This is a genomic window from Paenibacillus thalictri (assembly GCF_004307995.1).
Lineage (GTDB): Bacteria > Bacillota > Bacilli > Paenibacillales > NBRC-103111 > Paenibacillus_AF > Paenibacillus_AF thalictri.
Window position 1 is genome coordinate 1 of the sequence record NZ_SIRE01000019.1, and the last position, 25,886, is coordinate 25,886.

Annotated in this window: 28 protein-coding genes; 5 read left to right on the forward strand and 23 right to left on the reverse strand. The window is 48.6% G+C overall.

Annotated elements, in window-relative coordinates; translation table 11 throughout:
• Positions 1 to 60: 60 nt before the first annotated feature.
• The 16 genes from EYB31_RS24575 to EYB31_RS24650 form a co-directional block, all read right to left on the reverse strand.
• Positions 61 to 345, reverse strand: coding sequence for a hypothetical protein (locus EYB31_RS24575; RefSeq protein ID WP_131016085.1), 285 nt, complete (start codon positions 343 to 345; stop codon positions 61 to 63).
• Positions 346 to 508: 163 nt separating this feature from the next.
• Positions 509 to 1,009: an AAA family ATPase gene (locus EYB31_RS24580; RefSeq protein WP_131016086.1), complete on the reverse strand. Its 501-nt coding sequence runs from the start codon at positions 1,007 to 1,009 to the stop codon at positions 509 to 511.
• 230 nt (positions 1,010 to 1,239) lie between these two features.
• Positions 1,240 to 1,485 (reverse strand): YolD-like family protein, encoded by a 246-nt coding sequence (locus EYB31_RS24585; RefSeq protein WP_131016087.1) that lies wholly within the window; start codon positions 1,483 to 1,485, stop codon positions 1,240 to 1,242.
• Positions 1,486 to 1,555: 70 nt separating this feature from the next.
• The gene (locus EYB31_RS40685) at positions 1,556 to 1,792 is read right to left on the reverse strand and encodes an antibiotic biosynthesis monooxygenase family protein (protein ID WP_206105497.1); all 237 of its coding nucleotides are present in this window, start codon (positions 1,790 to 1,792) and stop codon (positions 1,556 to 1,558) included.
• A gap of 117 nt (positions 1,793 to 1,909) precedes the next feature.
• Entirely contained in the window at positions 1,910 to 2,287 is a 378-nt protein-coding gene (locus tag EYB31_RS24595; RefSeq protein ID WP_131016088.1) for a VOC family protein, read from the reverse strand.
• A gap of 109 nt (positions 2,288 to 2,396) precedes the next feature.
• On the reverse strand, positions 2,397 to 3,596 hold the full coding sequence (locus tag EYB31_RS24600; protein ID WP_420819473.1) for an MFS transporter: 1,200 nt from the start codon (positions 3,594 to 3,596) through the stop codon (positions 2,397 to 2,399).
• Positions 3,597 to 3,672: 76 nt separating this feature from the next.
• A complete protein-coding gene (locus tag EYB31_RS24605) occupies positions 3,673 to 4,122 on the reverse strand; it encodes a MarR family winged helix-turn-helix transcriptional regulator (RefSeq protein WP_240762810.1) in 450 nt (149 codons plus the stop codon).
• Between the two features lie 241 nt (positions 4,123 to 4,363).
• Positions 4,364 to 7,252: an ATP-binding protein gene (locus tag EYB31_RS24610; protein ID WP_131016091.1), complete on the reverse strand. Its 2,889-nt coding sequence runs from the start codon at positions 7,250 to 7,252 to the stop codon at positions 4,364 to 4,366.
• Positions 7,245 to 7,610, reverse strand: coding sequence for a response regulator transcription factor (locus EYB31_RS24615; RefSeq protein ID WP_131016092.1), 366 nt, complete (start codon positions 7,608 to 7,610; stop codon positions 7,245 to 7,247). The genes EYB31_RS24610 and EYB31_RS24615 overlap by 8 nt, the downstream gene beginning before the upstream one ends.
• 96 nt (positions 7,611 to 7,706) lie before the next feature.
• On the reverse strand, positions 7,707 to 9,326 hold the full coding sequence (locus EYB31_RS24620; RefSeq protein ID WP_131016093.1) for a diguanylate cyclase: 1,620 nt from the start codon (positions 9,324 to 9,326) through the stop codon (positions 7,707 to 7,709).
• A 31-nt stretch (positions 9,327 to 9,357) separates the two neighbouring features.
• Positions 9,358 to 9,837, reverse strand: a complete 480-nt coding sequence (ybaK, locus tag EYB31_RS24625; RefSeq protein WP_131016094.1) for a Cys-tRNA(Pro) deacylase — start codon at positions 9,835 to 9,837, stop codon at positions 9,358 to 9,360.
• Positions 9,838 to 10,100: 263 nt separating this feature from the next.
• A complete protein-coding gene (locus EYB31_RS24630) occupies positions 10,101 to 10,604 on the reverse strand; it encodes a ferritin (RefSeq protein ID WP_131016095.1) in 504 nt (167 codons plus the stop codon).
• A 135-nt stretch (positions 10,605 to 10,739) separates the two neighbouring features.
• Positions 10,740 to 10,904, reverse strand: a complete 165-nt coding sequence (locus tag EYB31_RS40975) for a hypothetical protein (protein ID WP_240762812.1) — start codon at positions 10,902 to 10,904, stop codon at positions 10,740 to 10,742.
• A gap of 229 nt (positions 10,905 to 11,133) precedes the next feature.
• Positions 11,134 to 11,895, reverse strand: coding sequence for a hypothetical protein (locus EYB31_RS24640; protein ID WP_131016097.1), 762 nt, complete (start codon positions 11,893 to 11,895; stop codon positions 11,134 to 11,136).
• Entirely contained in the window at positions 11,888 to 12,466 is a 579-nt protein-coding gene (locus EYB31_RS24645) for a sigma-70 family RNA polymerase sigma factor (protein WP_206105498.1), read from the reverse strand. Before EYB31_RS24645 ends, EYB31_RS24640 begins: the two co-directional genes overlap by 8 nt.
• Before the next feature lie 246 nt (positions 12,467 to 12,712).
• Positions 12,713 to 13,660, reverse strand: a complete 948-nt coding sequence (locus EYB31_RS24650) for a carbon-nitrogen hydrolase family protein (RefSeq protein WP_131016098.1) — start codon at positions 13,658 to 13,660, stop codon at positions 12,713 to 12,715.
• 230 nt (positions 13,661 to 13,890) lie between these two features.
• Here EYB31_RS24650 and pdxR point away from each other — a divergent pair, with 230 nt between their 5' ends.
• Positions 13,891 to 15,327 (forward strand): MocR-like pyridoxine biosynthesis transcription factor PdxR, encoded by a 1,437-nt coding sequence (gene pdxR / locus EYB31_RS24655; RefSeq protein ID WP_131016099.1) that lies wholly within the window; start codon positions 13,891 to 13,893, stop codon positions 15,325 to 15,327.
• Positions 15,328 to 15,421: 94 nt separating this feature from the next.
• On the opposite strand, the gene EYB31_RS24660 is transcribed toward pdxR, so the two are convergent.
• The 4 genes from EYB31_RS24660 to EYB31_RS24675 all read right to left on the reverse strand — a co-directional run bounded on the left by EYB31_RS24660 (position 15,422) and on the right by EYB31_RS24675 (position 18,569).
• Positions 15,422 to 15,625, reverse strand: coding sequence for a hypothetical protein (locus EYB31_RS24660; RefSeq protein ID WP_165452597.1), 204 nt, complete (start codon positions 15,623 to 15,625; stop codon positions 15,422 to 15,424).
• 179 nt (positions 15,626 to 15,804) lie between these two features.
• Positions 15,805 to 16,464 carry a pentapeptide repeat-containing protein gene (locus tag EYB31_RS24665; protein WP_131016101.1) on the reverse strand — a complete coding sequence of 220 codons (660 nt, stop codon included), beginning with the start codon at positions 16,462 to 16,464 and terminating at the stop codon, positions 15,805 to 15,807.
• Between the two features lie 177 nt (positions 16,465 to 16,641).
• The gene (locus EYB31_RS24670) at positions 16,642 to 17,352 is read right to left on the reverse strand and encodes a TetR/AcrR family transcriptional regulator (RefSeq protein ID WP_131016102.1); all 711 of its coding nucleotides are present in this window, start codon (positions 17,350 to 17,352) and stop codon (positions 16,642 to 16,644) included.
• 50 nt (positions 17,353 to 17,402) lie between these two features.
• The gene (locus EYB31_RS24675; protein WP_420819471.1) at positions 17,403 to 18,569 is read right to left on the reverse strand and encodes an FAD-dependent oxidoreductase; all 1,167 of its coding nucleotides are present in this window, start codon (positions 18,567 to 18,569) and stop codon (positions 17,403 to 17,405) included.
• Positions 18,570 to 18,806: 237 nt separating this feature from the next.
• Between EYB31_RS24675 and EYB31_RS24680 the strand changes: the two genes are divergently transcribed.
• The 3 genes from EYB31_RS24680 to EYB31_RS24690 all read left to right on the forward strand — a co-directional run bounded on the left by EYB31_RS24680 (position 18,807) and on the right by EYB31_RS24690 (position 21,605).
• A complete protein-coding gene (locus EYB31_RS24680) occupies positions 18,807 to 19,832 on the forward strand; it encodes a sugar phosphate isomerase/epimerase family protein (RefSeq protein ID WP_165452598.1) in 1,026 nt (341 codons plus the stop codon).
• A gap of 72 nt (positions 19,833 to 19,904) precedes the next feature.
• On the forward strand, positions 19,905 to 20,789 hold the full coding sequence (locus tag EYB31_RS24685) for a TolB family protein (protein ID WP_240762814.1): 885 nt from the start codon (positions 19,905 to 19,907) through the stop codon (positions 20,787 to 20,789).
• Between the two features lie 21 nt (positions 20,790 to 20,810).
• A complete protein-coding gene (locus EYB31_RS24690; protein WP_131016104.1) occupies positions 20,811 to 21,605 on the forward strand; it encodes a sugar phosphate isomerase/epimerase family protein in 795 nt (264 codons plus the stop codon).
• 3 nt (positions 21,606 to 21,608) lie between these two features.
• On the opposite strand, the gene EYB31_RS24695 is transcribed toward EYB31_RS24690, so the two are convergent.
• The 3 genes from EYB31_RS24695 to ilvB form a co-directional block, all read right to left on the reverse strand.
• Positions 21,609 to 21,818 carry a hypothetical protein gene (locus EYB31_RS24695; protein WP_131016105.1) on the reverse strand — a complete coding sequence of 70 codons (210 nt, stop codon included), beginning with the start codon at positions 21,816 to 21,818 and terminating at the stop codon, positions 21,609 to 21,611.
• A gap of 62 nt (positions 21,819 to 21,880) precedes the next feature.
• Positions 21,881 to 22,360 (reverse strand): acetolactate synthase small subunit, encoded by a 480-nt coding sequence (gene ilvN, locus EYB31_RS24700; RefSeq protein WP_131016106.1) that lies wholly within the window; start codon positions 22,358 to 22,360, stop codon positions 21,881 to 21,883.
• Positions 22,357 to 24,072 carry a biosynthetic-type acetolactate synthase large subunit gene (ilvB, locus tag EYB31_RS24705; protein ID WP_240762816.1) on the reverse strand — a complete coding sequence of 572 codons (1,716 nt, stop codon included), beginning with the start codon at positions 24,070 to 24,072 and terminating at the stop codon, positions 22,357 to 22,359. The genes ilvN and ilvB overlap by 4 nt, the downstream gene beginning before the upstream one ends.
• Before the next feature lie 1,305 nt (positions 24,073 to 25,377).
• Here ilvB and EYB31_RS24710 point away from each other — a divergent pair.
• Positions 25,378 to 25,677 (forward strand): ArsR/SmtB family transcription factor, encoded by a 300-nt coding sequence (locus EYB31_RS24710; RefSeq protein WP_131016108.1) that lies wholly within the window; start codon positions 25,378 to 25,380, stop codon positions 25,675 to 25,677.
• Positions 25,678 to 25,886 lie beyond the last annotated feature (209 nt).

A 25,886-nucleotide genomic window follows, 5' to 3' on the forward strand; every position in this document is an offset into this window, starting at 1 on the left:
CTCCTGTATCCCTTGTTGTCTCAGCAACTCCAAGGTTACAGGAAAGTGATGCTCAGGTGGTCATTTTTTTGATGAGCGAACCCCTGCAGGGTGGTCACAATTTAGATTAGCATTCACATAGATTCCTTCTACAAAAATCCAAATAAATAGAAATATTAAAGAAAGAACTTTATCATCAATTCGATCGAGACTTTCCTCATCAATTAGAGCCCAAATGATTCCAAGTAATATACTATGTGTTAAAACATCAAAATACCTGGCTAAGTATCTAATCCAAGGCCTGGGCTTTTTTGTTTTTGCAATTTCTATAGGTACCTCATTTTTTGTATTAACTGCTTCTTCCATGCAACTGTCCCTTCTTTCACTAATTAAGGCTTCTCAGGGGTCTCGCATAACGTTCTCTGTATTCACGAATCTAGACCCATAAGGAGCCTTTAGTTGCAGCCGCGACGCGGTTGCCAGGAACCGCAGCGTGAATACGGTGTTAGCTGATCCAAATATGTCATTTTCAAATTTCCTCACAAATTATTGTTTTCACATAATTATTTATTCTCATTGCAACTTCATTAGGAAGTAAATCACTCGTATCAATTAAAGGCATCTTGGGATCAAAAGCCTTATCAGCGTTATTCACGATCCAATTGTTAAAGTCCTTATGTTCTTTAATTAATTCATCGTCCCAATTTCTTTCCTTTAAACGTTTTTCTCGTATTTCATCGCTACAATGTAGCCCTATAAAATAAAAGTCAAAACGATCTTTCAAGTCCATCTTCTCCAGCTCTTGTGGCATGAAAGTACCACACAATATTGTTATCCTATTATTAAGAGTAATTTGATTTGCAATGTGTATCCATACGTTCTTAATTATGTTCCAATCTTTTAATGGGCCGTATAATGAGTCTAAATCAAACACGATGTCTTCCGGATTAACCTTGTATAATTCAGGAATTACACTTGTTTTTCCCGATCCAGAGGCACCGGTCAAAAGAAATATTGGTCTTTTATTCATCGCTTTACCGACTCTCTTTCAAAATTGGGTTTAAATAAAAATACATGTTGTTTCAGACAATAAATCCAGATATTTCTCGGTTTTCTTGTTGTTTACTGTACAACACCAAACAAGATAAAACAACCTATTTTTGGTAAAGTGTGGGTAGGCCCGGACAAAAAAAATGATCTTGGATTAATCTTAAAAAGCAAAAAAAGAGCTCTCCCGCTAAATGCGTGAAGAGCTATGTTTCATGCATAGCTAACTTGCATGATATCCATAAACGGCACTTTTATTGTCTCACCATTCTTTTGAACATGTACCTTGCCGGTCCGCGAATCCATTACCGTGATCCAGCCGCGCACCGACTGCTCCCGACCCCAAACCGTCAGCACAATCTCCGAATCCTCTTGTTTGGCTTCAACTAACTGATTGCCGATTTCCTCCAAAACAAATTCGTCCCGAGTCGGCCGTTTTGCCACTTTTGGCTTTGCCATTATAACCCCTCCCCTACTATAGAATCTTAATTATATCCGTTAACACGATCCATTGCCATCATCGTCCCAATCAACCTGTATCTAGCACAGTTGCTGGCCGACCTTGGTCACAGGTCACAATGCCGGTTACCTCTGAGTTGCCATATTCACCATACAACAGCTCGTAAAAATGATGTAATAGTGCTTTCCGTTCATGGGTTATATAGCCTTTCATACTTGATATAATCTTTGATTCTTCCTTAAATGCCTCTTCAAAGCGATCCGCTAATTCTCGTTTTATATGTAATATAGCTACTTCAAGTATCATATTCGATAACAACCTGAATTTGTAATTTCATTCGAAAAAACCAGCCCCGAAAGGCTGGTCCGCGTTATCCGATCACCATCCCCCTGGAACGCTGGCTCGGACGTTTCATCTAACTTATTATCTTTCCATCACGGCAAAATAGTTATCCTCGTGGTCCGCAAAGTTAAATACTCTACCGGACGGGATACTTACGATTTCTCCGACTTTTACATTTTTACTCACCAAGTTGCTGTACAGCTCATTAAAATGATCCGCAAAAAACATCAGGGAAGGCGTGCCAAGATTTAGCTCCGGCGACATTTGGGCGACAAACTCTTTATTGTGCAGCACAATGCTTGTTTCTGAGCCGCCTGTCGGAGCAACTTCGATCCAACGCATGCCTTGGCCGTTATTTTCTTCAGCAATCACGCTAAAGCCTAACTTATTAATCCAAAAATCTACTGCCCCATCTTGATTATGGACGTAGAGCATAATTTGCCCGAGTTTACGAATCATAGTGTGGTCACTCCCTAATTATCAAGTTAAAATTCGCCGCCGCTCTTCATCTTGTCCATCATTTATGCTTCCGATACCCTCTACTATCCACTCTCAGCCAACCATCTCTTTAACGACCGCTAGTCACAGTCTTTTTACGGCTCCATACAACAAACATCGTAAAAGCGGCAAACAACACAATGGAAGCAAAAATATAAGGATATTGAATGTTGACGTCAATCAAACTCCCGCTTACGGCCGGCCCGACAATAATGCCGAGGCTTGTATAGGTGGAGTTCATTCCGGCGACAAATCCTTGATTTTCGCCGGCCATTCTGGTAAGCATGGTGGTCACTGCAGGCCGCAATAAATCGCAAGAAAGAAACACTATGCCCGTGACGGCCAAGATGGCCCAATAGCTGCTCACAAATACGGTAACCAGAATGAAGATGGCCGCTATGACAAGCGAGCTTTGAATGACTTTTTTCTCGCCGAATCGATTGATCAGCTTTTCAAAAAATACAATTTGCGCCACCACGCCGAAAATGGAATCGACGGTAATGATAACGGCAATATCTTTGGCCTGAAAGCCAAACTTCAAATCGACAAATAAACTGTAGATCATCTCGTAAGCCGCCACGCCAAAAGATAACACAAACACAATAAGCAGCGGTACAAAATAGAACGATTGAACAGATTTTTTCATCTCAGCGAGAAAACTCGTCCGTTGTTGCATCTTCCGATTGCTGAGCATCTGCTCTTTGCTTAATGGTTCTTGTAAAATGAGCATGGAGATCAAAGCGGCCACTACGGCGAAACCCGCGGCAAAAAAGAAAGGCGCGCGGACGCCCAGTTCCGCGATGAACCCGCCAAGTCCGGGCCCGATGATGAACCCGGAGCTGATGGCAGCTGCTTGATAACCGAGTATTTTCGCCCTGTTTTCTGGCGCAGTTGTATCTGCGATATAAGTAATGACCGCCGGCATGATAAACGCTTCGCTGACGCCCCCTAATATTCTGGATAGAAACAAGATCCACACCTGATTCCCTACGCCAAATAATAGTTCCGAGACAGTAAAAAGGAATAAGCCGGATACGATCATGTTTTTTCTGCCGATCCGATCCACCCATACCCCGGTAAAAGGCGAAGCCAACAACTGAGCAAACGCAAAAGCCGAAATTAAATATCCCACAAGTTCGCCGCTCAAATGCATATCTTTGGCGATAGACGGCATGACAGGCACTGCAAGCCCAATGCCTAAATAAGCAATAAATAAATTAAACAATACCAAACCTAACGACATATTTTCTTTGCTGACTGCACGCATGATGGTTCCTCGCTTACTTTCTTTCGATTCAAATCCACTAATTATAATCCCGCACACCTCATGCGCGGTCTTGAGCTGATCAAGTTTCTTGTTTGGATTCCATGATGAGCTTATTGATTTTTTGCATCGTTTGAAGCATCTGCTTCAGATCGTCAATCTCAATATGGGAGAAATAGGTGCGGACAAACGTCGCATCCGCCTCGTCAATCAACTGGGCATATTTTTCCCCTTCCTCCCCGAGGATAACAAAAGATTCCCGCCGGTTGTCCGGATTGTTCTCACGAACGATAAAATGCCTTGCTTCGAGTTTTGATAAAACTTGGCTTACCGCACTTTTGCTGATCGAGAATTTGGCCGCTATTGCATTAGCCGTAACCCGCGGATTACGCATAATATACAACATCATGTTTTCTTGCTGCACGGTTAAGTTGTACTCATCGAGCTTTTTGGCGCCTTTGTTGTAGATCATGTAATATTCATAAAAAGCTTCATGTAAACCATTTACAATGGTTTGATATTCGGATAGCATATCCATCCTCCTAAGGGCTTTTCGTCAGGAAAGCCGGCATCGTGTAAGCATAAACTAAGAGAAAATCATTAAACCCGGTTTCCTGAAACGTCAATTAGTTTAGTTAACTTAACTTTACTGAATCATATCTTGTTTTGTTTAGGATGTCAAATCCGTCAAAAAAGGACTCTCCAAAGCCAAAAGGCCGTTGAAGAGTCCCAGACAACACGTCTTATTCTTATTAATCCTATTCTCTTTAACCTTATTCTTTTTTCTCGGGGATTAAGATCTCCCCTTCACGTTTCTTGCGTTCGATCGCTTGATCGAGCGCTTTAGTAAGAAGTCCAGGGAAATACGGCTTGATCAAATAACCTTTCGCCCCCCATTCGGATGCCTTCTCCTTTTCCTCGAACGCGCTGGAGATGACGATAGGGATCGATCGCAGCTGTTCGTCCCGCTTCATACGCTCGATCACCTTCCAGCCATCCCCTCCGTTCTCCAAAACAAGATCAAGTACGACGGCATCCGGAAGAATGGACCGCATGGCATCAACAGCGCGGTCTCCGTCGGCATGAGTGTATACCTCATAACCACATTCGAGCAGTTGCTCCTGCAGCAACTCGGATAAATTGGAGTCGTCTTCGATAAGCATGACTTTACGTTTCCGCACCTCATTCAGAGCAATCGATTCGTTGGGGACAGCCGGGCCAACTTCTGGAACCGTCTCATCCGATTGTGGTAAGCGCACTGTAAATACGGAGCCCTTCCCGTAAACGGATGCCGCGGATATGGTGCCGCTGTGCTCCTGCACGATTTCTTTGACGATAGCAAGCCCAAGTCCCGTGCCTCCGATTTCGCGGCGGTCGGAATTGTCCACCCGGTAAAACTTGTTAAACAGCTGCGGCAGCGCATCGTCCGGAATACCAAGTCCTTCGTCTTTCACCTCAATAACAAGATCAGGCCCCTCTTCCTTGTACGTGATCGTAACCGTTCCGCCGCTCGGTGAATACTTCACCGCGTTGCTGAGCAAATTGAGAAACACCTGCTGCAGCTTATCCTTATCCCCGATCACGACACTTCGGTCGGCAGCACGCTCCAGCACAACCCGGTGCATCGCCGGGTCCATCGGATATTGGCTGATGACCTGCTCCAGCAGCGAGCCGATTTCGATCGTCTTTTTGTCATAAGACTGCCGGCCTGATTCCATCCGCTGCAAATCGAGGAAATCGTTGATCAGCGAAGTGAGGCGCTTAGCTTCCGTATGGATCGTCGTCAAATATTTACGCTGCCGCTCCGGCTTCAGCTCCTTGTTCAGCAGCAGCTCGGTGAAGCCAAGCACGCTGGCGAGCGGGGTCCTTAATTCATGGCTGACCGTGCTGACAAATTCCGATTTCATCCGGTCGACTTCGTATTCTTTTGTAATATCCCGATGAACTAACAGCGTGCCGATACGTTCGTTTTTCTGATATAGCGGCTCGAAGTACATTTGCACGTACCGTTTCACCGGTTCGGTCATTTCATAGACATAACCATTCGAAGCGGTCTCTTTCCCCGAGAGAATATCCCCGATAAACTTAGCGAGTTGCTCCGAACGCACAACCTTCTGGCGCAGCAGTCCAAAAAATGTTTCCATCGGCATGCCGTTCATGCTGTTGGCATCTTCGTACCCCAACATTTCGCACATCGTACGGTTCACCTGCATGATTGTCCCGTCCAGGTGGAGCGTTTGCACTCCTTCCTGAATGGTATCGAGCATATCGTGGGTCAGTCTGCGCTGCTTTTCCGTTTCTTCGTGCATCGCCAGTTTTTCCAGCGACAGTGCCACCTGCCCGGCCAAACCGGCCGCCTCCGCCTGTTCCAGCGCCGATAATTCCTTGCCAAGCCGCGTCAACACTAAACAAGCGCTGACTTTATTGTCTGCGTTTAAAACAGGAAGGTACAAGTCGTACGCCTTCATCGCGTCAAGATGGTAACCTTTCTCGGCGGCTGTTTCTTGCCGAATGACCAGTCTTGGCTGCTTGGTCTCCATGATGCGGACAAACATCCCATGTTCCATCTCGTTCAGCAGTTGGGCAACCCCTTGCTCGGAGACGCCAAAGGAAGCATAATCGCGGCTTTCATTCAGCAGAACAATGATTCCTTTCTCCGCATCCATCAGTTCGACGGTATGGCGAATGATGCCATGCAGCAGCTCGTGCCTGTCGTTTGTACTGGTTAGCGCTTGAATCAGCAGATTCCGCTTTTCCAAATAACGCTCATGCCCTTTCATTTTGTGCAGCGCTTCCTGAAGTTCGTCCTGCTGCGTCTGAAGTTCATCTTGCTGTGCCAGCAGCTCTTCGTTTTGGGCCAGCAGTTCTTCCTCTTTGGATTGAATTTGAACCATCATGTAATCCATTGATTTCGACAGCTGGCCGATTTCGTCTTCGCGGTTCAAGTGATGGAGATCCACGGACTTCCCTAAGGCAAAACGTCCCGCTTCCACCGACAATTGCCCCAGCGGCCGGCCGATATCCCGGGCTGTTTTGGACGTCACGCCGATTGCGACAAGCAGCAAAAATACAAAGTAGATAAGCAACCACATGCCCATCTCGTACAGCCGGTCGACCAGCATATTGTTTTGTTTTTTCAATTCCAGTTCGGTATTGCTTTGATAGCGGTCGCCATACACAAGCAAATCGTTAAAGGCGTTTGTCAGCCCCCCGCTGGATAGCTTGCGCAGCGACTCGTAATCGTTACTTTCGACAAATCGCGTTGCTTGCGGCAAAACATTGGTAAAAATATCGTTGAAGAACGCTTCAATTGAATGGATTAAATTGACTTCCACACCGTCCAGCGGCAGCTGCTTGAACTGCGCAATCGTATCTTCCAGCTGCTTCTTCTCAACGAAGGCCGCTTCGTACTCCTGTTTGTTTTGATAAGCGTAATAACCCCGCAACCGCAAAACGATCTGCGTCGAGTGAGCGACGAGGTTCGTGACGATCTCCCGTTTCTTTTCAAGCTGACCGGTCACCGTCTGAAAATCCCGCAACGCGCTGCTGCTGTTCTGCAGCAGCGTAATCGCTCCAGCGAGCAAGAGCAGACAGAACACGAGCATCATGGCAACAAAACGGCGCGTGATGCTTTTGCGAAAAAAGCGGGTAAATTCACGCATCCAGCATTTCGCCTACTTTCCGGACCAGTTCGAGCGGACTGAACGGTTTGGACATAAATTCATCGGCGCCCGCCGAAAGCACATTGGACCGGTCCGACTGCTGGCTTTTGGCCGAAAGCATCAATATTTTCAGCCCGCTTTTTCCGGGCATTACTCTAATCTTTTTGACAAGCTCTAGGCCGGTCAGCTTGGGCATCATATAATCAAGGATGAGCAGATCGTAATCATTGCTTTCAATTTTCCCGAGCGCTTCTTCCCCGTCACATGCGGCATCCAGCATGTAGCCTTCGTCCTCCAAGGAATCGGTGATAAGCATACGCAGCACCGCTTCGTCTTCCGCTAATAAAATGTTGGCCATAACTTCTTTTTTCCTCCCTATGCAACGGTTATTCCGTAAGTGAATCTCCACAGGCCGCTATCGCGATCGGTTCGGCGGACACGAACGATACGCATATTAGCCAATATTGCGGCAAAGCCGTTTGATGCGCGCTTCAAGTTCTCTTAAGCTGAACGGCTTCGTCACATAATCGTCGGCACCAAGCTGCAGCGCGCGGACAATATCCTGCTCCGCTTTGCGGCCCGTCAGCATCACGACGATATAATTCCCGGCATCCGGCAGCTCGCGAATCCGCTGCAGCACTTCCATGCCGTCCATTCGCGGCATCATCCCGTCAAGCAGCACCAGAACCGGCTCCGCCCCGGTGCGCCACGGGTCCTCGAGAAACGATGCCCCATCACCAAACGGACGAATTTCCGCTTCCAACCGCTCGGTAAAGCAGCTTTTGATATGCTCGGCCACCATCGAACGTACCAACGCGTCATCGTCGACAACGGCCACTTTTAATTTTCGTTTAACAGGTTCGGCGGGCGAACCGTCAAAAATTTCTACTCTCCGGCGACCTGCCTTTTTCGCTGCATATAAAGCGATATCAGCCTTCTCGAGCCAATACGGAAGATCATGCTCCGCATCGCTTGCTTCGACGACACCGGCAGAGAAACTCAAAGAAAACGGGCCTTGCGGCGAGTCGAAAATCAGCGTCGTAAATTCCCCGATCAGCCGCTCTATCAGCAGCGCAGCTTCCTTCTGTCCCGTACGCGGCATCAGCAGTACGAACTCTTCTCCGCCATAACGGATAAAAATATCCGTCGCTCGGGATCCGGCTTTTATAAACGAGGCAAATCGGGACAACACCTCATCGCCGACGAGATGACCGTATTTGTCGTTCACTTGCTTGAAACGATCGAGGTCGAGCACCGCCACAGAGAAACGGTTGCCAGATCTCCGCATATCGGATTGCAGCTTCTCATACGGTTCCTGCATATATTTCCGGTTGTACGCGCCGGTCAATTCGTCGACAAAAAGCACCCGTTCGAGCCGCTTCTTGCGGGCCAGCTGACGCTCAAGCCGAATGATGACCTCTTCCATGTCGAGTGGTTTGCACATGAAATCGTCGGCGCCCATCCGGTACGCCTGAAAACGCGTTGCCCTCTCGCAATCCACGCTAATGACCATCGTTGGCACATATTGCGCCTTCATTTTTTCACCGATCGTCCGCATCACTTCAAAGCCGCTTGTCGCAGGGATATTCAGATCGAGGATAAAACAATCCGGCATCATGTCGTGATAATAATCGATCGCTTTGAGCGGCTGGGGGGTAGCGATCACCGACCATCCCGCCTGCTCCAGTCCTTCCTTCATATACATCAGCAGTGTGGCATCGTCATCCAGCAGAATGACCAAAGGACGGTCCTCGTCGCTGTTCGCCGCACTTGTCTCGTTGTCTGCAATCGTAATATCTTGCGGAAAATAAGGCTCCCCGCCGGTTCGGATCAGTTCTACCAGCAAAACACGCAGATTATCCTTCGACCAGGGTAACCCTTCTCTTTCTTCCGCCTGCCGCTGCAGCCGCTGCGCGTTCTCCGCCAAGTCCAGCAGTCCGATGGTGCCGGCCGTCCCCTGAATGGAATGAAGGAAACGGTATACGTCTTCATTCGGAACAGGAGCTGCTTGACTGAGCCATTGTTCCAGTTGCTTGTTTATATTTACGATTAATGATGCCTTGTATTTGTTCATCCCTATACCTCCGCTCATTCAACCAAACAGTTCAACGTGCAATCGGCCCCAGCGTGGCTTCGCACACTAACACCAAGTCCGCGCCGCGCACAAAAATCTGTGTCCCTCTCCGTCCGGCGCTGATACTTACAGGATCTAAATCCCGTATGGAATCATCTATGTACAGCGGATACCTTTTTTTCACACCAAGCGGAGAAACCCCGCCGCGAATATATCCCGTCAAAGCTTGAAGGTCCTTCACCGGGACCATCTCCACCTTCTTGTTGCTGCTGACGGCGGCCAAAGATTTTAAATCCAGCTCTTTGTCTCCGGGAACACATGCCATCAAGATGCCTGTCTTATCTCCCTTCAGAACAAGCGTCTTAAAAAGATGCGAGGGCAATATCCCCACCTTCTCAGCTACCGTCACCGCATCCATTTCCTCTTCATTCCATTCGTAATCGTGAAGGGTGTAATGGATTTTATGTGTGTCCAATATTCGAGATGCCGTCGTTTTAGTTCCTACTGCCATGCAAATCACCTGCCTTACATCCTCATCAAGTAAATCGCGTTCCTTCGCCAAATCTTATCGTGCAGACCCGATCTCCCCGCAAAAAACGTTATTGTTACAATTATACAATTACAGCTCATGGGGCTGCTATAGAAAAAATTGATCATTCAACGACAATATGGCGGCTTTATGCCATCAGACGGATCAAATGCACAAAAAAAAGCCGCATGCACTCAATGGCGCTGCAGCTTCGGTTGGTCCGATATGTACCTGAATGGTTTGTTTTATGCCGTCGGAGGAGTAAAGACACGTTGCGCAAATTCAGCATCCAGCATATAGAAAGCGTTGCTGTCTCTGTCGATGCGTTTCAGCTTCTGAATGATGTTGTCAAACATCGCTTCTTCTTCCACCTGTTCGTCGATAAACCATTTCAAGAACTGCATAGTAGCATGTTCCCGTTCGTTTAAAGCCAGATCCGATAGACGGTAGATGCGGCTCGTTACAATCTGCTCATGCTCGTAGCCATGCTCATATACTTGAAGCACGGACTGATATTCGTTGTTCGGATGCTCCATCCCGTCAATCGTGGCGCGTCTGCCGCGGTCGTTCAAAAATTTATAAATTTTCATCGCATGAAACCGTTCTTCCTCGGCCTGAATAATGAAGAAATTAGCAAAGCCATCCAGGCTTTCGCCCGAGCAATAAGCGGCCATGGCCAAGTATACGTGCGAAGAATAAAATTCGAAGTTCATTTGTTCATTTAGCGCTTGGTACAGCTCATCTGACATCAAGTGGGTTTCCGCCTTCCTATGGGCTACATTGGTTTTATTTCTTTCTCTTCCCTGAAATATACAATAAAATCAGCCTTATTGCAACGAATAGGCTGTGTGGAAGATCAAGATAACCTGCAGTCCATGAAGAGGTTACCCAATCAAGTTTTTCAGTTCTTTAACCAGCTTTTTCGCAGAAGGAGCAAATACCAGCTGTTCCGACTTGCCCAGCAGTACCATGCAGCCTTTGGAGCAGGCTTTGCAGCTGCCGAGACAATCGCGTTTCTTATGCTTAATCTCCGGAAATTTGTCTTTCATAGTTTTGTATACGGATTTGGAACCACGTTTGAGGTTTCTGCAGCAATACTTGATTTTCACTGGCCCCCGCACTCCCTTTCGTATGTCGCTGGATAAAGAACCCACGAATATGATGATAATGGTTCTCATTATCATTGTCAATACAAGAAAAAGCGGACATACCCGAAAAGTACGTCCGCCTGTACACCATGTTTCCCCGATATCTGTACGTTTTATTGCCAAAGTAAATTTATTTGCTGGATAAGGAAGTTATGATTTTCCCCAAAGTCTCGTTATCAAAGTCTTTTTCCGTCATCTGATACAACTCATACGTAAATCCGTCGTGTTCCCATAACACAATGCCATTGGCAAAATAAACCGTGGTCCCGCCGATGGCTTCCTTCTTGACTTCGCCTGTCGTACCGATCCCGTTGTTCCCGCCCTTTGATATGAGCAGCGACATAAATTCGCTGTCCTTCTTATACTGCACTTCGATCATATGGTCGCCTTGCACTACGCAATTCGCAAGCTGATAATGTTCCGACAGCCAAGCTGGCGCAGGAAAAGCGATGCCAGTAGCTTTGCGCGCATCCTGCAGCGACATGTTTTTCGGGGCCTCCCTTTGCGGCCGTTCCGATCGGGCACTTTGCTCTTGGGCAGCTCCTTTGTTTACTTCTGCGGCGGGAAGCTCTTTATCGTATTGCGTAATGACCATATTGCCGACTTGGAAACGCGCCAATATCGACTGAATCATGTCTTGGGCATATGAGGTTGTCGAGAATATCCCGCACAAGCAGATGACAGCTGCGGCGCTCACAGCGACAGCTTTCCATTTATTTTTTTTCATATGGATCCCGCTCCCTTGTATGTAATTGGCTTGAATGGCTCCGCTCTCCAGCTTGCTCTTCAAGCGGTTGAAAATCCGTTCCCGGTAGGCGCTTCCGTCCATCTCCGTGTTGGCCAGCAAGTCGGCCAGCTCGCTAAATTCACCCGTATTTTGTTTATTATTCATATTGCCCTCCGGCCTCCAGTTCCTTGTGCAGTTTTTTTAAACATCTGTAGAGCACAACACCGATTTGGGAACCGCTGACGCCTAACAAATCGGCAATTTCCGAATTTTTTAATCCCGCGGCATATTTCATCGCGATGATATTGCGCTCTTTATCGTTTAGTTTGGCAAGCGCCTGAAACAACGCCTGATGGTTATCATCCCGAATCACCAAATCTTCGGGTGACGATTTGGGCAGCACCAAGTCCAATATGGAGTGCAGGGAAAAATGCGCCCTTTTCTTTTGCGAGCGGAAGTAATCGGTCACAGCATTTCTGGCGATCGCAAACAGCCACACTTCAAAGTTCGATTTGCCGGGAGAAAAGGTATGATATTTGGAAATGACCATTTCAAATACATGGCTGCATATATCTTCGGCCGCATGATGATTGTTGATCCGGTAACAAATGTATTTATGAACACGTTTGTAGTACATATTGTAAATTTGCGTAAAACTTTCGGCCGACATGATCCCGTCATGCACATCGCTCAGCGGATGATGCACCATCCCGGTGTTCAGTTGAGTAATCTCCACCTCTTCCCCTCCGTTTCATCTATATGGAACTTCATTTCTTATCAACAAATTGCGCAATTTGTTTTTTTGTGAGTCTCACAACAGTTAATACGCAGAAAGGCGGAATGTATTAACAACCCGGAAAATAAAAAGAGGAGCTTCGCCGGGGCAAGTTCCTCTTTCATCTGGATTCTATTGTATCAGTCATACGTGAAGCGGCAGTAGTGTTAATTTATGGGACTGTGACCGGGTGTAAGCGATATATGTTTAAACGTTTTTTACGATCCGCTGTTTTTTATCGTTGACCGTCAATTGAAAAATATCCGGGCGGCTGTAATGCCCCACCGCATCGAAGTCAAACCGGCTCTGCGCGATTTGGCGCAGGTCCAGCGTTGCAATAAGGATCCCTTCTTGATTCATAAGCGGCTGAGCGACATATTCGCCAAGCGGGCCTACGATCGCGCTCCCCCCGCTGCTGAGAATGTCAGGATCATTTTTAATATCCTCATAATAAGCCAAATCGTCAGGATACGAAGCTTTTGTGGCAAATTGGTTGCATGAGATGACAAAACAACGTCCTTCACAAGCGATATGCCTGATCGTAGACTGCCACGTATCGCGAGCGTCCGCTGTAGGCGCGATGTAGATGTCAATGCCCTGCGCATACAACGCCGTCCGTGCCAACGGCATATAGTTCTCCCAGCATATCAAACCGCCGATTCGTCCAAAAGGAGTCTCCATGACGGTTAATGTACTGCCGTCTCCTTGCCCCCACAATAAACGTTCTGAACCCGTCGGCACAAGCTTGCGGTGTTTGCCCAACAGCTCCCCGTCCGGGCCGATGTACACGATCGCGTTATACAACGTCCCGCGGCTGAACTCTTGGTCACGCTCCACAACGCCAATGACCAGGTAGACCCCCAGCTCCTTGGCCAATTCTCCGAGCAGCTGCGTTTCTGCTCCCGGGATCTCGATGGCGCTTGCCCAATAACGCTCCCAGTCTTTTCTCCCGTCTGTGGTCCGGCTCCCGACACGTGCTCCAAAACTTAATCCCCGCGGATAGCCGGGCACAAACACTTCGGGAAAAACAATCAGCTTGGCTCCCTGCTCGGCCGCTTCTCTTGAGGCGCTGGCGATCTTGTCCATGGCGGACTGTTTATTAAACAACACCGGCGCAGCTTGCACAACGGCTACTTTTACAGTGGAATATTCCATTCTCCTACCCCTCCCTGCACCGCTTTACATATCGGCTTGCTTCCCATGATAAAAGAAAGCATCTGAAAATTAACCATCCAAAAGAAGACGACTTTTGGCCATCCATTCCAGCGGTTCGTCATATGGTCATCATGGAAAAGTTGAAAAAAACTCCTTTAATATTCACATTCAGTGGTATGATAAAAAAAACAAAACGATGATTTCATTTACAAATATGAGGAGCGAACACGATGTGGGAACTTGATCGGCACAGCGGCAAACCGCTTTATGAACAAATTGCCGACCATTTGGAGCAACGAATTTCATATGGGGAATTTCCGCCCGGCAGTTTGCTTCCATCCGAAAGAAAGCTGGCGGACCAGCTTGGCGTCAATCGAAGCACCGTTATTTTGGCTTATGCAGAGCTGCGCGCGATGGGGATTATCGAAAGCCGAAGCGGCAGCGGCACACGTGTCAGCACTTCGAAATGGGGGGCGACGCCCAAACATACGCCGAATTGGAGCCGGTATGCCGAAGGCGGCAGCTTCCTGCCGAACCTCCCTTTTATGCGCAAAATCCGCGAGGCGTTAAACCAGCACCCATCCCTCATTGATTTTGCCAGCGGTGAACTGGCGGCGGATCTGGCGCCAATGGAAGAAATCGCCGAGCTTATGAGCGAGCACCGCTACACCTCCTATCTGGGGTACGACAATCCGCAGGGTTATATCCCTTTAAGACAAGCTTTAGTATCTTATCTGAATACATATCGCGGCATCCAAACGGCGGAATCGTCGATTTTGATCACATCCGGTTCGCAGCAATCGTTGTACTTAATTACGCAGTGTTTATTGTCCCCGGGGGACGCTGTAGCCATTGAAGATCCTTCGTATTGTTATTCGCTGCCGATGTTTCAATCGGCGGGTCTCCGGTTGTTTCGGCTTCCTGTGGACCAGCATGGCATTTGCCCGGACGACATTCGTTCCTTATACAAAAAACATCGCATTAAGATGGTATTTACGAACCCGAATTTTCAAAACCCGACGGGGACTGTGTTAAGCGCGGAGCGCCGTAAGCAATTGTTTGAAGTTACAAGCGAGCTGGGGCTGCCTGTCGTAGAGGACGATCCCTTCGGCTTAACCGCGTTTGAGGACGCCCCGCCAATGCCGCTGAAATCGATGGACGTGAACGGTTCCATCCTGTACATCGGATCGTTCTCCAAAATCGCGGCTTCCGGCTTGCGCATCGGCTGGATGGTCGCCCCGCGTTCAATTGTGGAGCGGCTGGCGGATGCAAGGCAGCAGATGGATTTCGGACTTAGCGTCATTCCTCAGCAGGTGGCCGCGCAGTTTATCAAGTCGGCTTACTTTCTGCCGCATCTGGAACGCTTGCGGACGCAGCTGCATTTTAAGCGGGATCTGCTGATCGAATCGCTGCAGAAGGAGCTTGCGGATCTCGTTACATTTACGCCTCCTCGCGGAGGGCTTCATTTATGGTGCCATCTGCGGCCGCAGGTACACGACGGCAAGCTGCTGGAGGAATCGCTGAAAAGAGGTGTCGTTTTTGTACCGGGCAGCGTATACGGTTCGGATTCGGGATTTGTTCGATTTACTTATGCGCGGGCCAAAACGGAGAACATTGGCGAAGGGATATCCAGATTTGCGGAAGCGCTGCGCGAGCTGACAAGCTAACGTCATGGCTGTGTCGCAGTGTTTTTTAAACTAAAACAACCGCAAGTCCACTTTGGGCTGCGGTTGTTTTCATTCATCCTGTTTTTAATGAGGCTTACCAGTTCAGAATGCCGACGGAAAGAACGACGGCCAAAGCGATCCCGACCACATAAATCCAGCCCAGACGAAGCCACTTTTTGCCCGTATTTTGAAAGTATGCCGGATTCTCCTCTTTGTTGCTTTTGGATTGACCGATCATGACCGTTACAACCAGACCCGCTACCATGACAACCACAACCAGAGCCATTAACCAAACCATGCTCTATCACCCGCCAAATGGATTTATAATCACCAATACCGGCAGCACGTGCCGTATATTTATTGTCGACAAGGTCATTATAATCAACGGCCATCTTCATGACACCAGCCAATTATCATCAAGTTGCACCCATCCATTGACAAGGGTAGCGACAGAACGAAACTGCACACTCTGAGGGCTTAATCGTTAAGCACAAGCCCGAATAAATTGGCGAATAGGTAAGCTTGTTCGCGGGAAATGATACACCCTTTAAGATTCTCCACCTCTACACCGATCCCATAGAAAAGACAATCGCTGAAATCGATGCCGTTTAGCGCCGTACCGGAAAATTGCGCCTGATCGATGTTGTTGCGCCGAAACTCCACTTTCTGTAATTCGCAATGGTAAAAATCCGCTTTGTTTAACAAGTTGTCTTGAAAAAGGCACATCTTGAGGTTGGCGAAGCGGAATGTTGCCATATCGGCCATACATTGATCCAGCTTGATATTCCTCATCGTAGCGCCGGCAAAGCTCGTGCCTACCATCTTGCAGCCTCTAAATTCCGTTCTATGTATTACCGCATCGCTTAAGTTTAGGTTAGAGAGATCGCATTGTTCGAATAGGACGTCCGTTATTTCCGCTTCCGTTAGAGATGTTTCGGAAAACGTAACATGTTTAAAAACCATCTTCTCCAAAGTCACTTTATTCGCCTTCTGCTGCTCTATAACCCCGTCTTGAAACATGCCCATTTCAAACAGATCGCCCGAATGCAATTCGGACAACGTCAATAATGGCAGTTCCGCCGGGCCTAATCTAGGGGCTTCTATTTTGGCGTTAGGTTTCTTTTTATCCTTGTTCATGACTTCACCTCCATCCGGTGAGCTGCCAATTTCCACATGCCAACAAATCAGAGAACATATGTTCTTTATTATACACCAATTTCAAACCTTGTACAGCATAAAAAAGCCTTGTCCGCGGAAGGCGTAACAAAGCTGCATTGTTCCCATCATCGTCAGGATGGGCCGGTTACATTCAACTTATCCATTGTTTCTTGTTACAATTCCTTGCAAAATCGCTTCCAGCCCCCAACGGAACCGCGCTTCGCCTTCATAGCCTTGTTGACCTTCCTTGTCTTCTTGCCCGCCTGAGGAAAGCAGTTCTTCCTTCAACCCGGAAATCAGCGGATATTGCGACGGATCAAGCGACCGGTACGACGCGGATATGGCATGCAGCGTTGTCCCTTTCCGATCGCGGGAAGATTGTTCAAACGCCACGGAAGAGACATAAAGCAGCAAAAGATCCACTCCCCACGCCGCTGAAGTGGAGCGGATTCCCCCTTCATGCAATTGCCTGAGAATATACTCCATCATCGCGAGCGAATGGGGTCCGGCAGGAATCGTCGTTAGAGAAAGTTCGGCCACACCCGGCGCTTCATAGAGAACGCTTAGATAAGATTGCAAAACATCAAAAAGCCGCGACTTCCAGGAGCCCTGATCTTCTTCCGGGAAATCGACCTTTGCCAGCGCATTATCAAGCACAAATGCGCTGAGTTCTTGCAGGTTCGCTACATAAACATAAAGCGAGGAAGGGCCGGTATCCAGGGCTTTAGCGATTTTGCGCATGCTCAGTCCCGGCGACCCTTCACTTTTTAGTAACTCCAGGGCGGTTTGTACGATGAGATCTTGGCTTAACGGCTGCTTGGCCGGACGGGCACGGCGGCTGATTATCGTTCGATTTGAATTGTTCATATTTTCTTTATAGCATTCCGGCATGAATTAGTAAACTATAGCAGGTTGTTTTATGGCTGGAGATGATATTGATTCATTAAATCCGCCAAGTTACGGGCCGCCTCGTCGCCAAAGCATAGTTTGAGATTATCTAACGATTCTTCGGCTAATTGGGACGAATAAACAAACATTTTCTCTTCATAGGTTCCAACCGCTTGGTTCACATCGCCGTCTTGAACGATCGCCAGTGCCAGCTCCAAGGCATCCAGCATCGCCATATTCACACCTTCCCCTGCAAAAGGAGACATCAGATGCGCAGCGTCGCCAATCAGCGTAACGCCGGGTTTGCGGGACCAACGGAGGCCGACCGGCAGCATATAGATGCGTCTTGGCAACATGTCGCCGTCTGCGGATCGGATATAAAGCTTGAGCGACTCATCCCAATCGCCGTACAACTCCAGCAGCTGCCGCTTCGCTTCCTCGGGTTGATCAAATGGAATTCCGCATTGATCCAGCCATCCGCGTTCCTTCTCGAAGCTTAAGTATACGCGAATCCTTCCGTCTCCATTCAACTGAGCAAGAATCCCTTTATGATCGTCCAAAGCAAACATTTTGCCGCGGCCGTTAAATACGGCAAGCTCCGGATGAGCTGCAGCGGCATTTAAGACATTGATTTCAATCATGCTAAGACCGGAATATTCAGCATCACGATCCGTAACAAGCTGACGAATCCGAGAGAACGCGCCGTCTGCGCCTACGACCAGGTCTACCGTATCCACATAGCCATTTTCGAAATGAAGCTCATGTTGCCCATTGTTCAAGGGAACCGCACGAATCAACTTATGCCCGTATTGAACTGAATTCGAGCCGAGCGATTCCAGCAGCATATCGCAAAGCGTACCGCGGTCGATTTCAGGACGGGTTCCTTTGTCATCGAGTTCGGCCACCTCGTCCATATATATTTTTCCGGTTTTATCAAACAGCCGAAAATCTTCCCCTTCATATCGGGCAAGCTTCTGAAATTGCTCGTATAAGCCTGCTTCCCGAAGCGCCCGCTGGCCGGATTCTTCATGAATATCCAAGGAGCCGCCCCGTTGTCCGTTCATGTCAAACGGCTCGCGTTCGTAAATTACGGTTTGAATGCCGTGTTTTTGCAAAATAAGCGCTAAAGTCAATCCGCCGGGGCCAGCACCGATAATGGCGATGCGTTGTTGGTTTTTTGCTGTTGTCATCATCATATATCAACACCTCTGATTTAGTTTTTGTAAGTCATGATCTATTTATAACATAACGAACACTGTTCGTAAAGAACTATGTTCGTTAAATTCATCGGTAATATGATCCTTTATTTCCGGTTGCTAATCTAAAAATACTATTGAATCGGAAATCAAAAGATTCGTCCAGCTTTTGCCGGCCAAATGGAGTATACTATCCTTGTCATTATGGAAAAGCATGGAAAGGAGCCAAAGATTCCAATGCAAACCGAAAAAGATCGATACGCCGGAGTTTACGAGCAAATTCCTACGAGCCATTATCTCACCGGCAGCCGCGGCGGCACGTACTATACCGGCGACTACAAGATCGGCTTAAACTTCTACAGCTTAAGCCACAATTTGAGCTCGTGGCTGAGCAACAGCACGGAAGGCGCGCCCCCGCTGGACACGCTGAAAGCGATCCGGCTCGCCAAAAAAGCCGGCTTTGATTCGGTCGATGTCACCGCGTATTATATTCCGGGTTACCACAATACGGCGATGCCGGCTGTGCCGGACGAAACTATTTTTGCATATGCCCGGAGCATCAAGGAGTTATGTGCGGAAATTGGCATTGCCGTCAGCGGGACGGGAATCAAAAACGATTTTGCCGATCCGAGCGCGGAACGACGCAAGCTGGATATACAGCGCGCGAAATATTGGATCGATGTGGCCGCCGCTATGGGCGCCCCGGTCATCCGTTTATTTACGGGAGAAATTCCAGGAGACTTGTTAAACTCAACTTGGGAAGCTATAGCTCAGGAACGCATTGTGCCCGCGTTGCGGGAATGCGCTGAATACGGCGCGCTGCAGGGCGTTAAGATCGGCATGCAAAACCATGGCGATATGGCTTCTACAGCGGACCAAGTGGTCCGCATCCTCCAGTGGGCGGATCACCCGAACATCGGCGTGGTTAATGATACGGGCTGCTACAAAACATTCGGCGACCGCACCGGCATCGGCTACAGCTGGTATGATGACATCGAAGCCGTGCTTCCTTATACGATCAATTTTCAAGTCAAGAAAAAACCGACAGCGCCTGATACGGATATAACGGTCGATCTGGACGAGCTGTTTACCCGCATCCGGCACAGCAACTACCGCGGATATATTCCGCTGGAGACGCTTTGGACGAACCAAGACGCCGATCATCCGAATACGCTGCCGGAGCCCCCTTTTGCGCAAATCCGTGAATTTCTCGATCAAGTCAGAGCCGCTGCAGAACGCACCAAAACGAGATATGCCAAGTGATTCGAATTTCTCCTGGCATCCGATTCACATGAGCATCCCTAATCCATGATTTTGTAACCTGAAAGGAGAACCATGATGAATACGTTAAAAGAACCCCGCAAAATAACGGGCCGAAACGTGATCAGCCTGCTGCAGACGCTGGACATTCATAGCGGCGAGATCAACTTACTGGCCGAATTCGATTATTTAATTGAAGCGCCGAACTGGACCCGCGACGGGAACCGGCTTATTTACAACAGTTTGGGGCGCCTCTATTCCTTTGACCTTGCCGCAAGGGAAAGTACCGCAATTGATTCCGGATATGCCAACCAATGCAACAACGATCATGTGCTCTCCCCCGATAACTCGCATGTTGCGGTCAGCCACCATACTTACGAAGACGGCCAGTCGCGGATTTACGTCTTCCCCCTGCAAGGCGGAGCGCCGGAGCTGATTACGCCGATGGCTCCCAGCTATTTGCACGGATGGTCGCCGGACGGCGGCACGTTATCATATTGCGCCGAGCGCAACGGCGAATACGACATTTACACTATCCCGGTAAACGGCGGCGTGGAGACACGATTGACGGATTCGCCCGGACTCAACGACGGTCCCGAATATTCCCCGGACGGCCAACACATTTGGTTTAATTCGGTGCGTACGGGTCTCATGCAAGTATGGCGGATGAACGCAGATGGCAGCGGGCAGGAACAGATGACGTTTGACGAAAGTAACAATTGGTTCCCGCACGTCTCTCCGGACGGGCAATGGATCGCTTTTATCTCCTATCAGAAAGGTGATGTGGCGCCGGGCGACCATCCTGCAAACAAAAACGTAGAGCTTCGCCTGATGCCAAGCAGCGGAGGCGAATTTCGCACACTGGTCCGGCTGTTTGGAGGCCAAGGCACCATTAACGTCAATTCGTGGTCGCCGGATAGCAGGCAGCTGGCTTTTGTCAGCTATAAGTTGAAAGAATAACAGGAAATTGGAGGCGTCCCAATGACAGCGTTTTCGATCGGCTCGTGGTCGTTCCATGGATTGCTCAAATCGGGAAAAATCAATTTGTTCGGTTATTTGGAAAGCATCAAATACCGGTATCGTCTCCAGCATGCGGATATTTGGAGCGGTATGCTTATCTCCACTGAGGAAGCTTATATTCAAAGCATCAAAGAAACGCTGCGTGAAGAACAGTTGACTGTAGCTAGTCTGGCCGTAGACGGCGCCGACATTTGGCACGCTGACCCCGACATATGCGAGCAGCGTCATCAGAAAGCGCTGGCTTATCTGGATATTGCGCGGCAATGGAATGTTAACACGCTGCGCATCGACATGGGCGTTCAGACTGCAGAGCTGTCAGATGAACAACTCGACTTTTGTGTCCGGCGTTACCGGGAATATGCGCAAATTGCCCATGATCACGGGTTTAAAGTCGGTCCCCAGACACATCAACGCGCTTCCCAGGTTCCGCAAAATTTGAAAAAGCTTCATGAGGCCATTGGCGCTCCCGGTTTCGGCATCGTGCTTAATGTCAACCGCTGGGTGGCGGATCATGATTTTGGCGATGAAGAAGTCGCGCCGATGACGGCGCATGTGCAATTTGACAGAGCGTTTGTCGACTTTAACGGTCCCCAGCTGACCCATAAGATCCAGCTGCTGCGCCGTGCCGGTTACCAAGGCTGCTGGTCGTTGGAGTTCCGCGGCGGCGCCAATGAATATATCGAAGCGGAGCATGATTTATTGACGCTGCGCCGCGCCGTAGGCCAGGTAGTTGGCGCTACTGACGTTTCTCCATAATTGCTATTTCCCGCTTAATGGAATTATCGTTTCCTTCATTCCGCAAAAACGGCACTGCCCTTGAGCTGGCCACTGAAAAAGTAAACGCTGCATAAGCGAATCATGCTTACGATCGCCAATTGTCCCCGAATTTCTCGAATGTACCTGCTTGCGGCAGGTGAAATTCGGGGACAAAAGCGAACGCTGGCGCTTCTCCAGCATGATTTCGCTCACTTCGCTGCTTTTTCAGTGGCCTCCCCCTTGAGGACAGTGCCGTTTTTTGACCTAGCGCTCCTTTAGCCGCGAATCATAGCCGTTGCCCCGGTGCGCGACAATTCCAAAATTCCGTATGGCTCCAAAAGGTGTATCAGCGCTTCTATTTTTTCGAAATCTCCGACAGCTTGAACGATCAGATTGTTGGAGCCGATATCGATGACGGCAGCACGGAAGGTGCTGACGATACTTACGATTTCCGGGCGTTTGTCCGGCTCCAGCTTTATTTTGATAAGCGCCAATTCTCTGGTTACCATCGGTTCAGACGATAAATGCGATACTTTGATCACGTCGATCAGTTTGTAAAGCTGTTTTTCCACCTGTTCAATCGTTCGCTCATCACCGGACGTAACTATGATCATCCGCGATATGCCGGCCTTCTCGCTATTTCCTACGGTAATGCTGTCGATATTGAAGCCGCGCCGTCCGAATAAACCGGAAACCCGCTGCAGTACCCCGGGCTGATCGTTAACCAATACGGATACAGTATGTTTACTCATCATTCAAAATCCCCCATAATCATTTGATCTAATGCCATTCCGGGAAGAACCATCGGATATACGTTCTCGTTTTTTGGGATGATAAACTCCACCAGCACAGGACCCGGCGTTTCTAAAGCCTCCTGCCACACTCGCCTAGCTTCTTCTTTGTTTCCGGCCTTAAGTCCCTTAATGCCGTACGCTTCGGCAAGCTTCACAAAATCCGGGCTGCCGGCAAGATCGATTTGACTGTACCGCTTCTCGTAAATGATTTCTTGCTGCTGCTTGACCATCCCCAATACTTGGTTGTTCAAAACGACAATTTTGACCGGTATGTTCTGAATCGCGCAAATCGCCATCTCTTGTGCGCACATCTGCATGCCGCCGTCTCCGTTTATGGAAACGACCAGCCGTGAAGGGTTTCCTAACTGCGCGCCGATGGCCGAGGGAAAACCGAATCCCATCGTTCCAAGACCTCCGGAGGTGATCATCGAACGCGGATGCTTAAACTTGTAAAATTGCGCCGCCCACATCTGGTGTTGGCCTACATCCGTTGTAACAATCGCTTCCCCTTGCGTTGTCTCATGAATCAATTCCAGCACATATTGCGGCTTGAGCTCCGTCTCGGAATCTTTATACCTTATCGGGTAATTTTGTTTGTCCTGCCGCAGCTTATCCATCCAGCCATCGGACAAAGCCGGACGCGCTTTTGTATTTGCATAACTCAAAACCGCTTTGATGTCTCCGACACACGCAATATCGGTATGAACGTTTTTGCCGATTTCTGCCGGATCGATATCGATATGGGCAATGCATTTGGCGCTTGGAGCAAATCCGCTCACTTTCATCGTCAGGCGATCGTCAAACCGCGAACCGATGGAAATAATCAGATCGGCGTTCTGGAGAGCCATATTGGCTGTATAAGCTCCGTGGTGTCCCGGCATGCCAAGCCAAAGCTCGTGTGCGCTGGGGAACCCGCCTAACCCCAGCAGCGTTGTCACTACGGGAATGTTTGTCTTCTTTACGAACTCCAGCAGCTCCGCCGCGGCATTCGAATAAACGACTCCCCCACCGGCGATAATAACAGGCTTATGCGATTCCGTAATGGCTTGGAGCAGGTTGTCGATTTCGGAGTGATTCAACTCCGTCTCGGGATTGTAACCACGTATGTCCAGACGGTCGGAAGGCCGAAATAACAGCTGATGATTTGACACGTCCTTCGGAATGTCGATCAATACCGGACCTTTACGCCCCGTGCTTGCAATATGAAACGCCTCATGAATGATACGCGGAAGCTCGTTTACATCGCGAACAAGGTAACTGTGCTTGGTGATCGACATCGTGATGCTGATGATGTCCGCTTCTTGAAATGCATCCGTGCCCATGACGGATGTCGGAACATTGCCAGTGATGACAACAAGCGGTACCGAGTCCATATAAGCCGTTGCAATGCCTGTCACCAAATTGGTTGCGCCGGGTCCCGAGGTGGCAATGCACACCCCTACTTTTCCGGTCGAGCGGGCGTAACCGTCTGCGGCATGGATGGCCCCTTGCTCATGTCTTGTCAAACAATGCGCGAACTCGGGATTTCCAACCATGGCATCGTAAATATAAAGAACATTACCCCCGGGGTAGCCAAATACACATTCCACCCCCTCCAACAATAAACAACGCAGCAAGCACTCGGATCCGGTAATCAGCTCGGCATTTCCAAGGTTTTCAAATGATTTTTCCACAAAACTCCACCTCCGAAATAAATAAGCCCCTCTCGTCTCTAGCCACAGCAAAATCTGCCGTGCTAAGGGACGAAAGGGGTCATTTTTCGCGGTACCACCCTGATTTGCCGGAATCTCGCGATTCCAAGCCTTATGAGGTGAGATGGCTCTCACCTGCAGCACGGTAACGTGTGCCATTCCGTTTGAGTCTACTTATCGTTTCCCGTTAGGGTGGAATCCGACGTTCGGTCAAAAGCTCCGAGACGACTTCGCGCAATGGATTAAGGCGGAGGTTTCAGCTTTCCCTTCGCTCTCTGGGCATAAGAGCCGCTGCGCTTTCTTCTCTTCTTCGCTTTAGCGTGTATAAACAACAAAACCCCTCTCATCCCGGCAGGCAGCACTGTGCCTGGCCAAAGGGACGAAAGGGGTTATTTTTCGCGGTACCACCCTGGTTTGCCGGAATCTCGCGATTCCGAGCCTTATGAGGTAAGGTTGCCCTTACCTGCAGCACGATAACGTGTGCCATTCCGTTTGAGTCTACTTATCGCATCCGGCGGCCGGATGAATGTTCGGTCAAAAGCTCCGAGACGACTTCGCGCAATGGATTAAGGCGGAGGTTTCAGCTTTCCCTTCGCTCTCTGGGCATAAGAGCCGTTGCACTTTCTTCTCTTCTTCGCTTTGGCGTATATAAACAACAAAACCCCTTTCATCCCGGCAAGCAGCATTGTGCCTGGCCAAAGGGACGAAAGGGGTTATTTTTCGCGGTACCACCCTGGTTTGCCGGAATCTCGCGATTCCAAGCCTTATGAGGTAAGAGAGCTCTTACCTGCAGCACGATAACGTGTGCCATTCCGTTCGAGTCTACTTATCGCATCCGGCGGCCGGATGAATGTTCGGTCAAAAGCTCCGAGACGACTTCGCACAATGGATTACGGCAAAGGTTTCAGCTTCCCCTTCGCTCTCTGGACATAAGAGCCGCTGCGCTTTTTTCTCTTCTTCGCTTTTCAAATCTGTATTACGAGCATGTTATCACAGTCTTGACGTTTTTTCAAATCAAATTTGGAAAAAAAAGATCATCATTCAGTTACGCGGAAACGCCAGCGATCCGGGAAACGCTCGTGCCTGCATATATCCGCGAAATTTAAAGACGGATATGATATGATTGTACTACTGCCATATCAAACGTATGTATTTATAAGCTCTAGCTATGTGCAAAGACGATAGATCTACCCAAACAACGATAGGTTATGAAAATGATAAAGCAACAAACTAAGTGAAGCAGGTATACTTCACATTTGACGTAATCTTCAGGAAGGGGACGTCCTTATGACAAACTTATCCGATCAGCAGTTCTCTAGAATTTCACGCGCTCTGGCCGAACCCCGCCGATATCAAATGTTAAAAGAAATCGGCGCCGCCAAAGAACCGCTGCCATGCAGCGCATTTCATCTTACACACCAAGTCAGCGCCGCGACGATATCCCATCATCTGAAAGAATTAGAGACTGCCGGTTTGATTCATTGTATTCGGGAAGGCAAATTTATGAGTCTTGTACTTGAACAGGATGTCCTGCGCGCTTATTTATGCCGGCTCTCGGAAATTGGTCCTATTAACGAGAACGAATAATTTTTTTGATTTGTGAGCTGAAAGGCTCTCTTTTTTTTGCCCAAAAATCAACCTGCATTGCTTCGAGTAAACGAAGATCCCGGTACTTGACGAATTTTCTTTTCGATGAGATAGTTATACAAGCGTCTAACTATTGTCAATGAAAGGATGAACGGTCGTGATACTTACGCTTCGGATGCGCTAGCTGTACAGATGTGTACATTTTTATA

Coding starts and splice junctions, on each gene's coding strand:
- EYB31_RS24680 (WP_165452598.1), top strand. CDS start 18,807: ATGCAAACCGAAAAAGATCGATACGCCGGAGTTTACGAGCAAATTCCT.
- EYB31_RS24630 (WP_131016095.1), bottom strand. CDS start 10,604: ATGTCAGATGAGCTGTACCAAGCGCTAAATGAACAAATGAACTTCGAA.
- EYB31_RS24675 (WP_420819471.1), bottom strand. CDS start 18,569: ATGATGATGACAACAGCAAAAAACCAACAACGCATCGCCATTATCGGT.
- EYB31_RS24710 (WP_131016108.1), top strand. CDS start 25,378: ATGACAAACTTATCCGATCAGCAGTTCTCTAGAATTTCACGCGCTCTG.
- EYB31_RS24690 (WP_131016104.1), top strand. CDS start 20,811: ATGACAGCGTTTTCGATCGGCTCGTGGTCGTTCCATGGATTGCTCAAA.
- EYB31_RS24685 (WP_240762814.1), top strand. CDS start 19,905: ATGATGAATACGTTAAAAGAACCCCGCAAAATAACGGGCCGAAACGTG.
- EYB31_RS24610 (WP_131016091.1), bottom strand. CDS start 7,252: ATGCGTGAATTTACCCGCTTTTTTCGCAAAAGCATCACGCGCCGTTTT.
- EYB31_RS24575 (WP_131016085.1), bottom strand. CDS start 345: ATGGAAGAAGCAGTTAATACAAAAAATGAGGTACCTATAGAAATTGCA.
- ybaK (WP_131016094.1), bottom strand. CDS start 9,837: ATGGCAGTAGGAACTAAAACGACGGCATCTCGAATATTGGACACACAT.
- EYB31_RS24595 (WP_131016088.1), bottom strand. CDS start 2,287: ATGATTCGTAAACTCGGGCAAATTATGCTCTACGTCCATAATCAAGAT.
- EYB31_RS24615 (WP_131016092.1), bottom strand. CDS start 7,610: ATGGCCAACATTTTATTAGCGGAAGACGAAGCGGTGCTGCGTATGCTT.
- EYB31_RS24660 (WP_165452597.1), bottom strand. CDS start 15,625: ATGGTTTGGTTAATGGCTCTGGTTGTGGTTGTCATGGTAGCGGGTCTG.
- pdxR (WP_131016099.1), top strand. CDS start 13,891: ATGTGGGAACTTGATCGGCACAGCGGCAAACCGCTTTATGAACAAATT.
- EYB31_RS40685 (WP_206105497.1), bottom strand. CDS start 1,792: ATGATACTTGAAGTAGCTATATTACATATAAAACGAGAATTAGCGGAT.
- EYB31_RS24640 (WP_131016097.1), bottom strand. CDS start 11,895: ATGAATAATAAACAAAATACGGGTGAATTTAGCGAGCTGGCCGACTTG.
- EYB31_RS24605 (WP_240762810.1), bottom strand. CDS start 4,122: ATGCTATCCGAATATCAAACCATTGTAAATGGTTTACATGAAGCTTTT.
- EYB31_RS40975 (WP_240762812.1), bottom strand. CDS start 10,904: ATGAAAGACAAATTTCCGGAGATTAAGCATAAGAAACGCGATTGTCTC.
- EYB31_RS24650 (WP_131016098.1), bottom strand. CDS start 13,660: ATGGAATATTCCACTGTAAAAGTAGCCGTTGTGCAAGCTGCGCCGGTG.
- EYB31_RS24580 (WP_131016086.1), bottom strand. CDS start 1,009: ATGAATAAAAGACCAATATTTCTTTTGACCGGTGCCTCTGGATCGGGA.
- EYB31_RS24585 (WP_131016087.1), bottom strand. CDS start 1,485: ATGGCAAAGCCAAAAGTGGCAAAACGGCCGACTCGGGACGAATTTGTT.
- EYB31_RS24670 (WP_131016102.1), bottom strand. CDS start 17,352: ATGAACAATTCAAATCGAACGATAATCAGCCGCCGTGCCCGTCCGGCC.
- EYB31_RS24665 (WP_131016101.1), bottom strand. CDS start 16,464: ATGAACAAGGATAAAAAGAAACCTAACGCCAAAATAGAAGCCCCTAGA.
- EYB31_RS24620 (WP_131016093.1), bottom strand. CDS start 9,326: ATGAACAAATACAAGGCATCATTAATCGTAAATATAAACAAGCAACTG.
- ilvN (WP_131016106.1), bottom strand. CDS start 22,360: ATGATGAGTAAACATACTGTATCCGTATTGGTTAACGATCAGCCCGGG.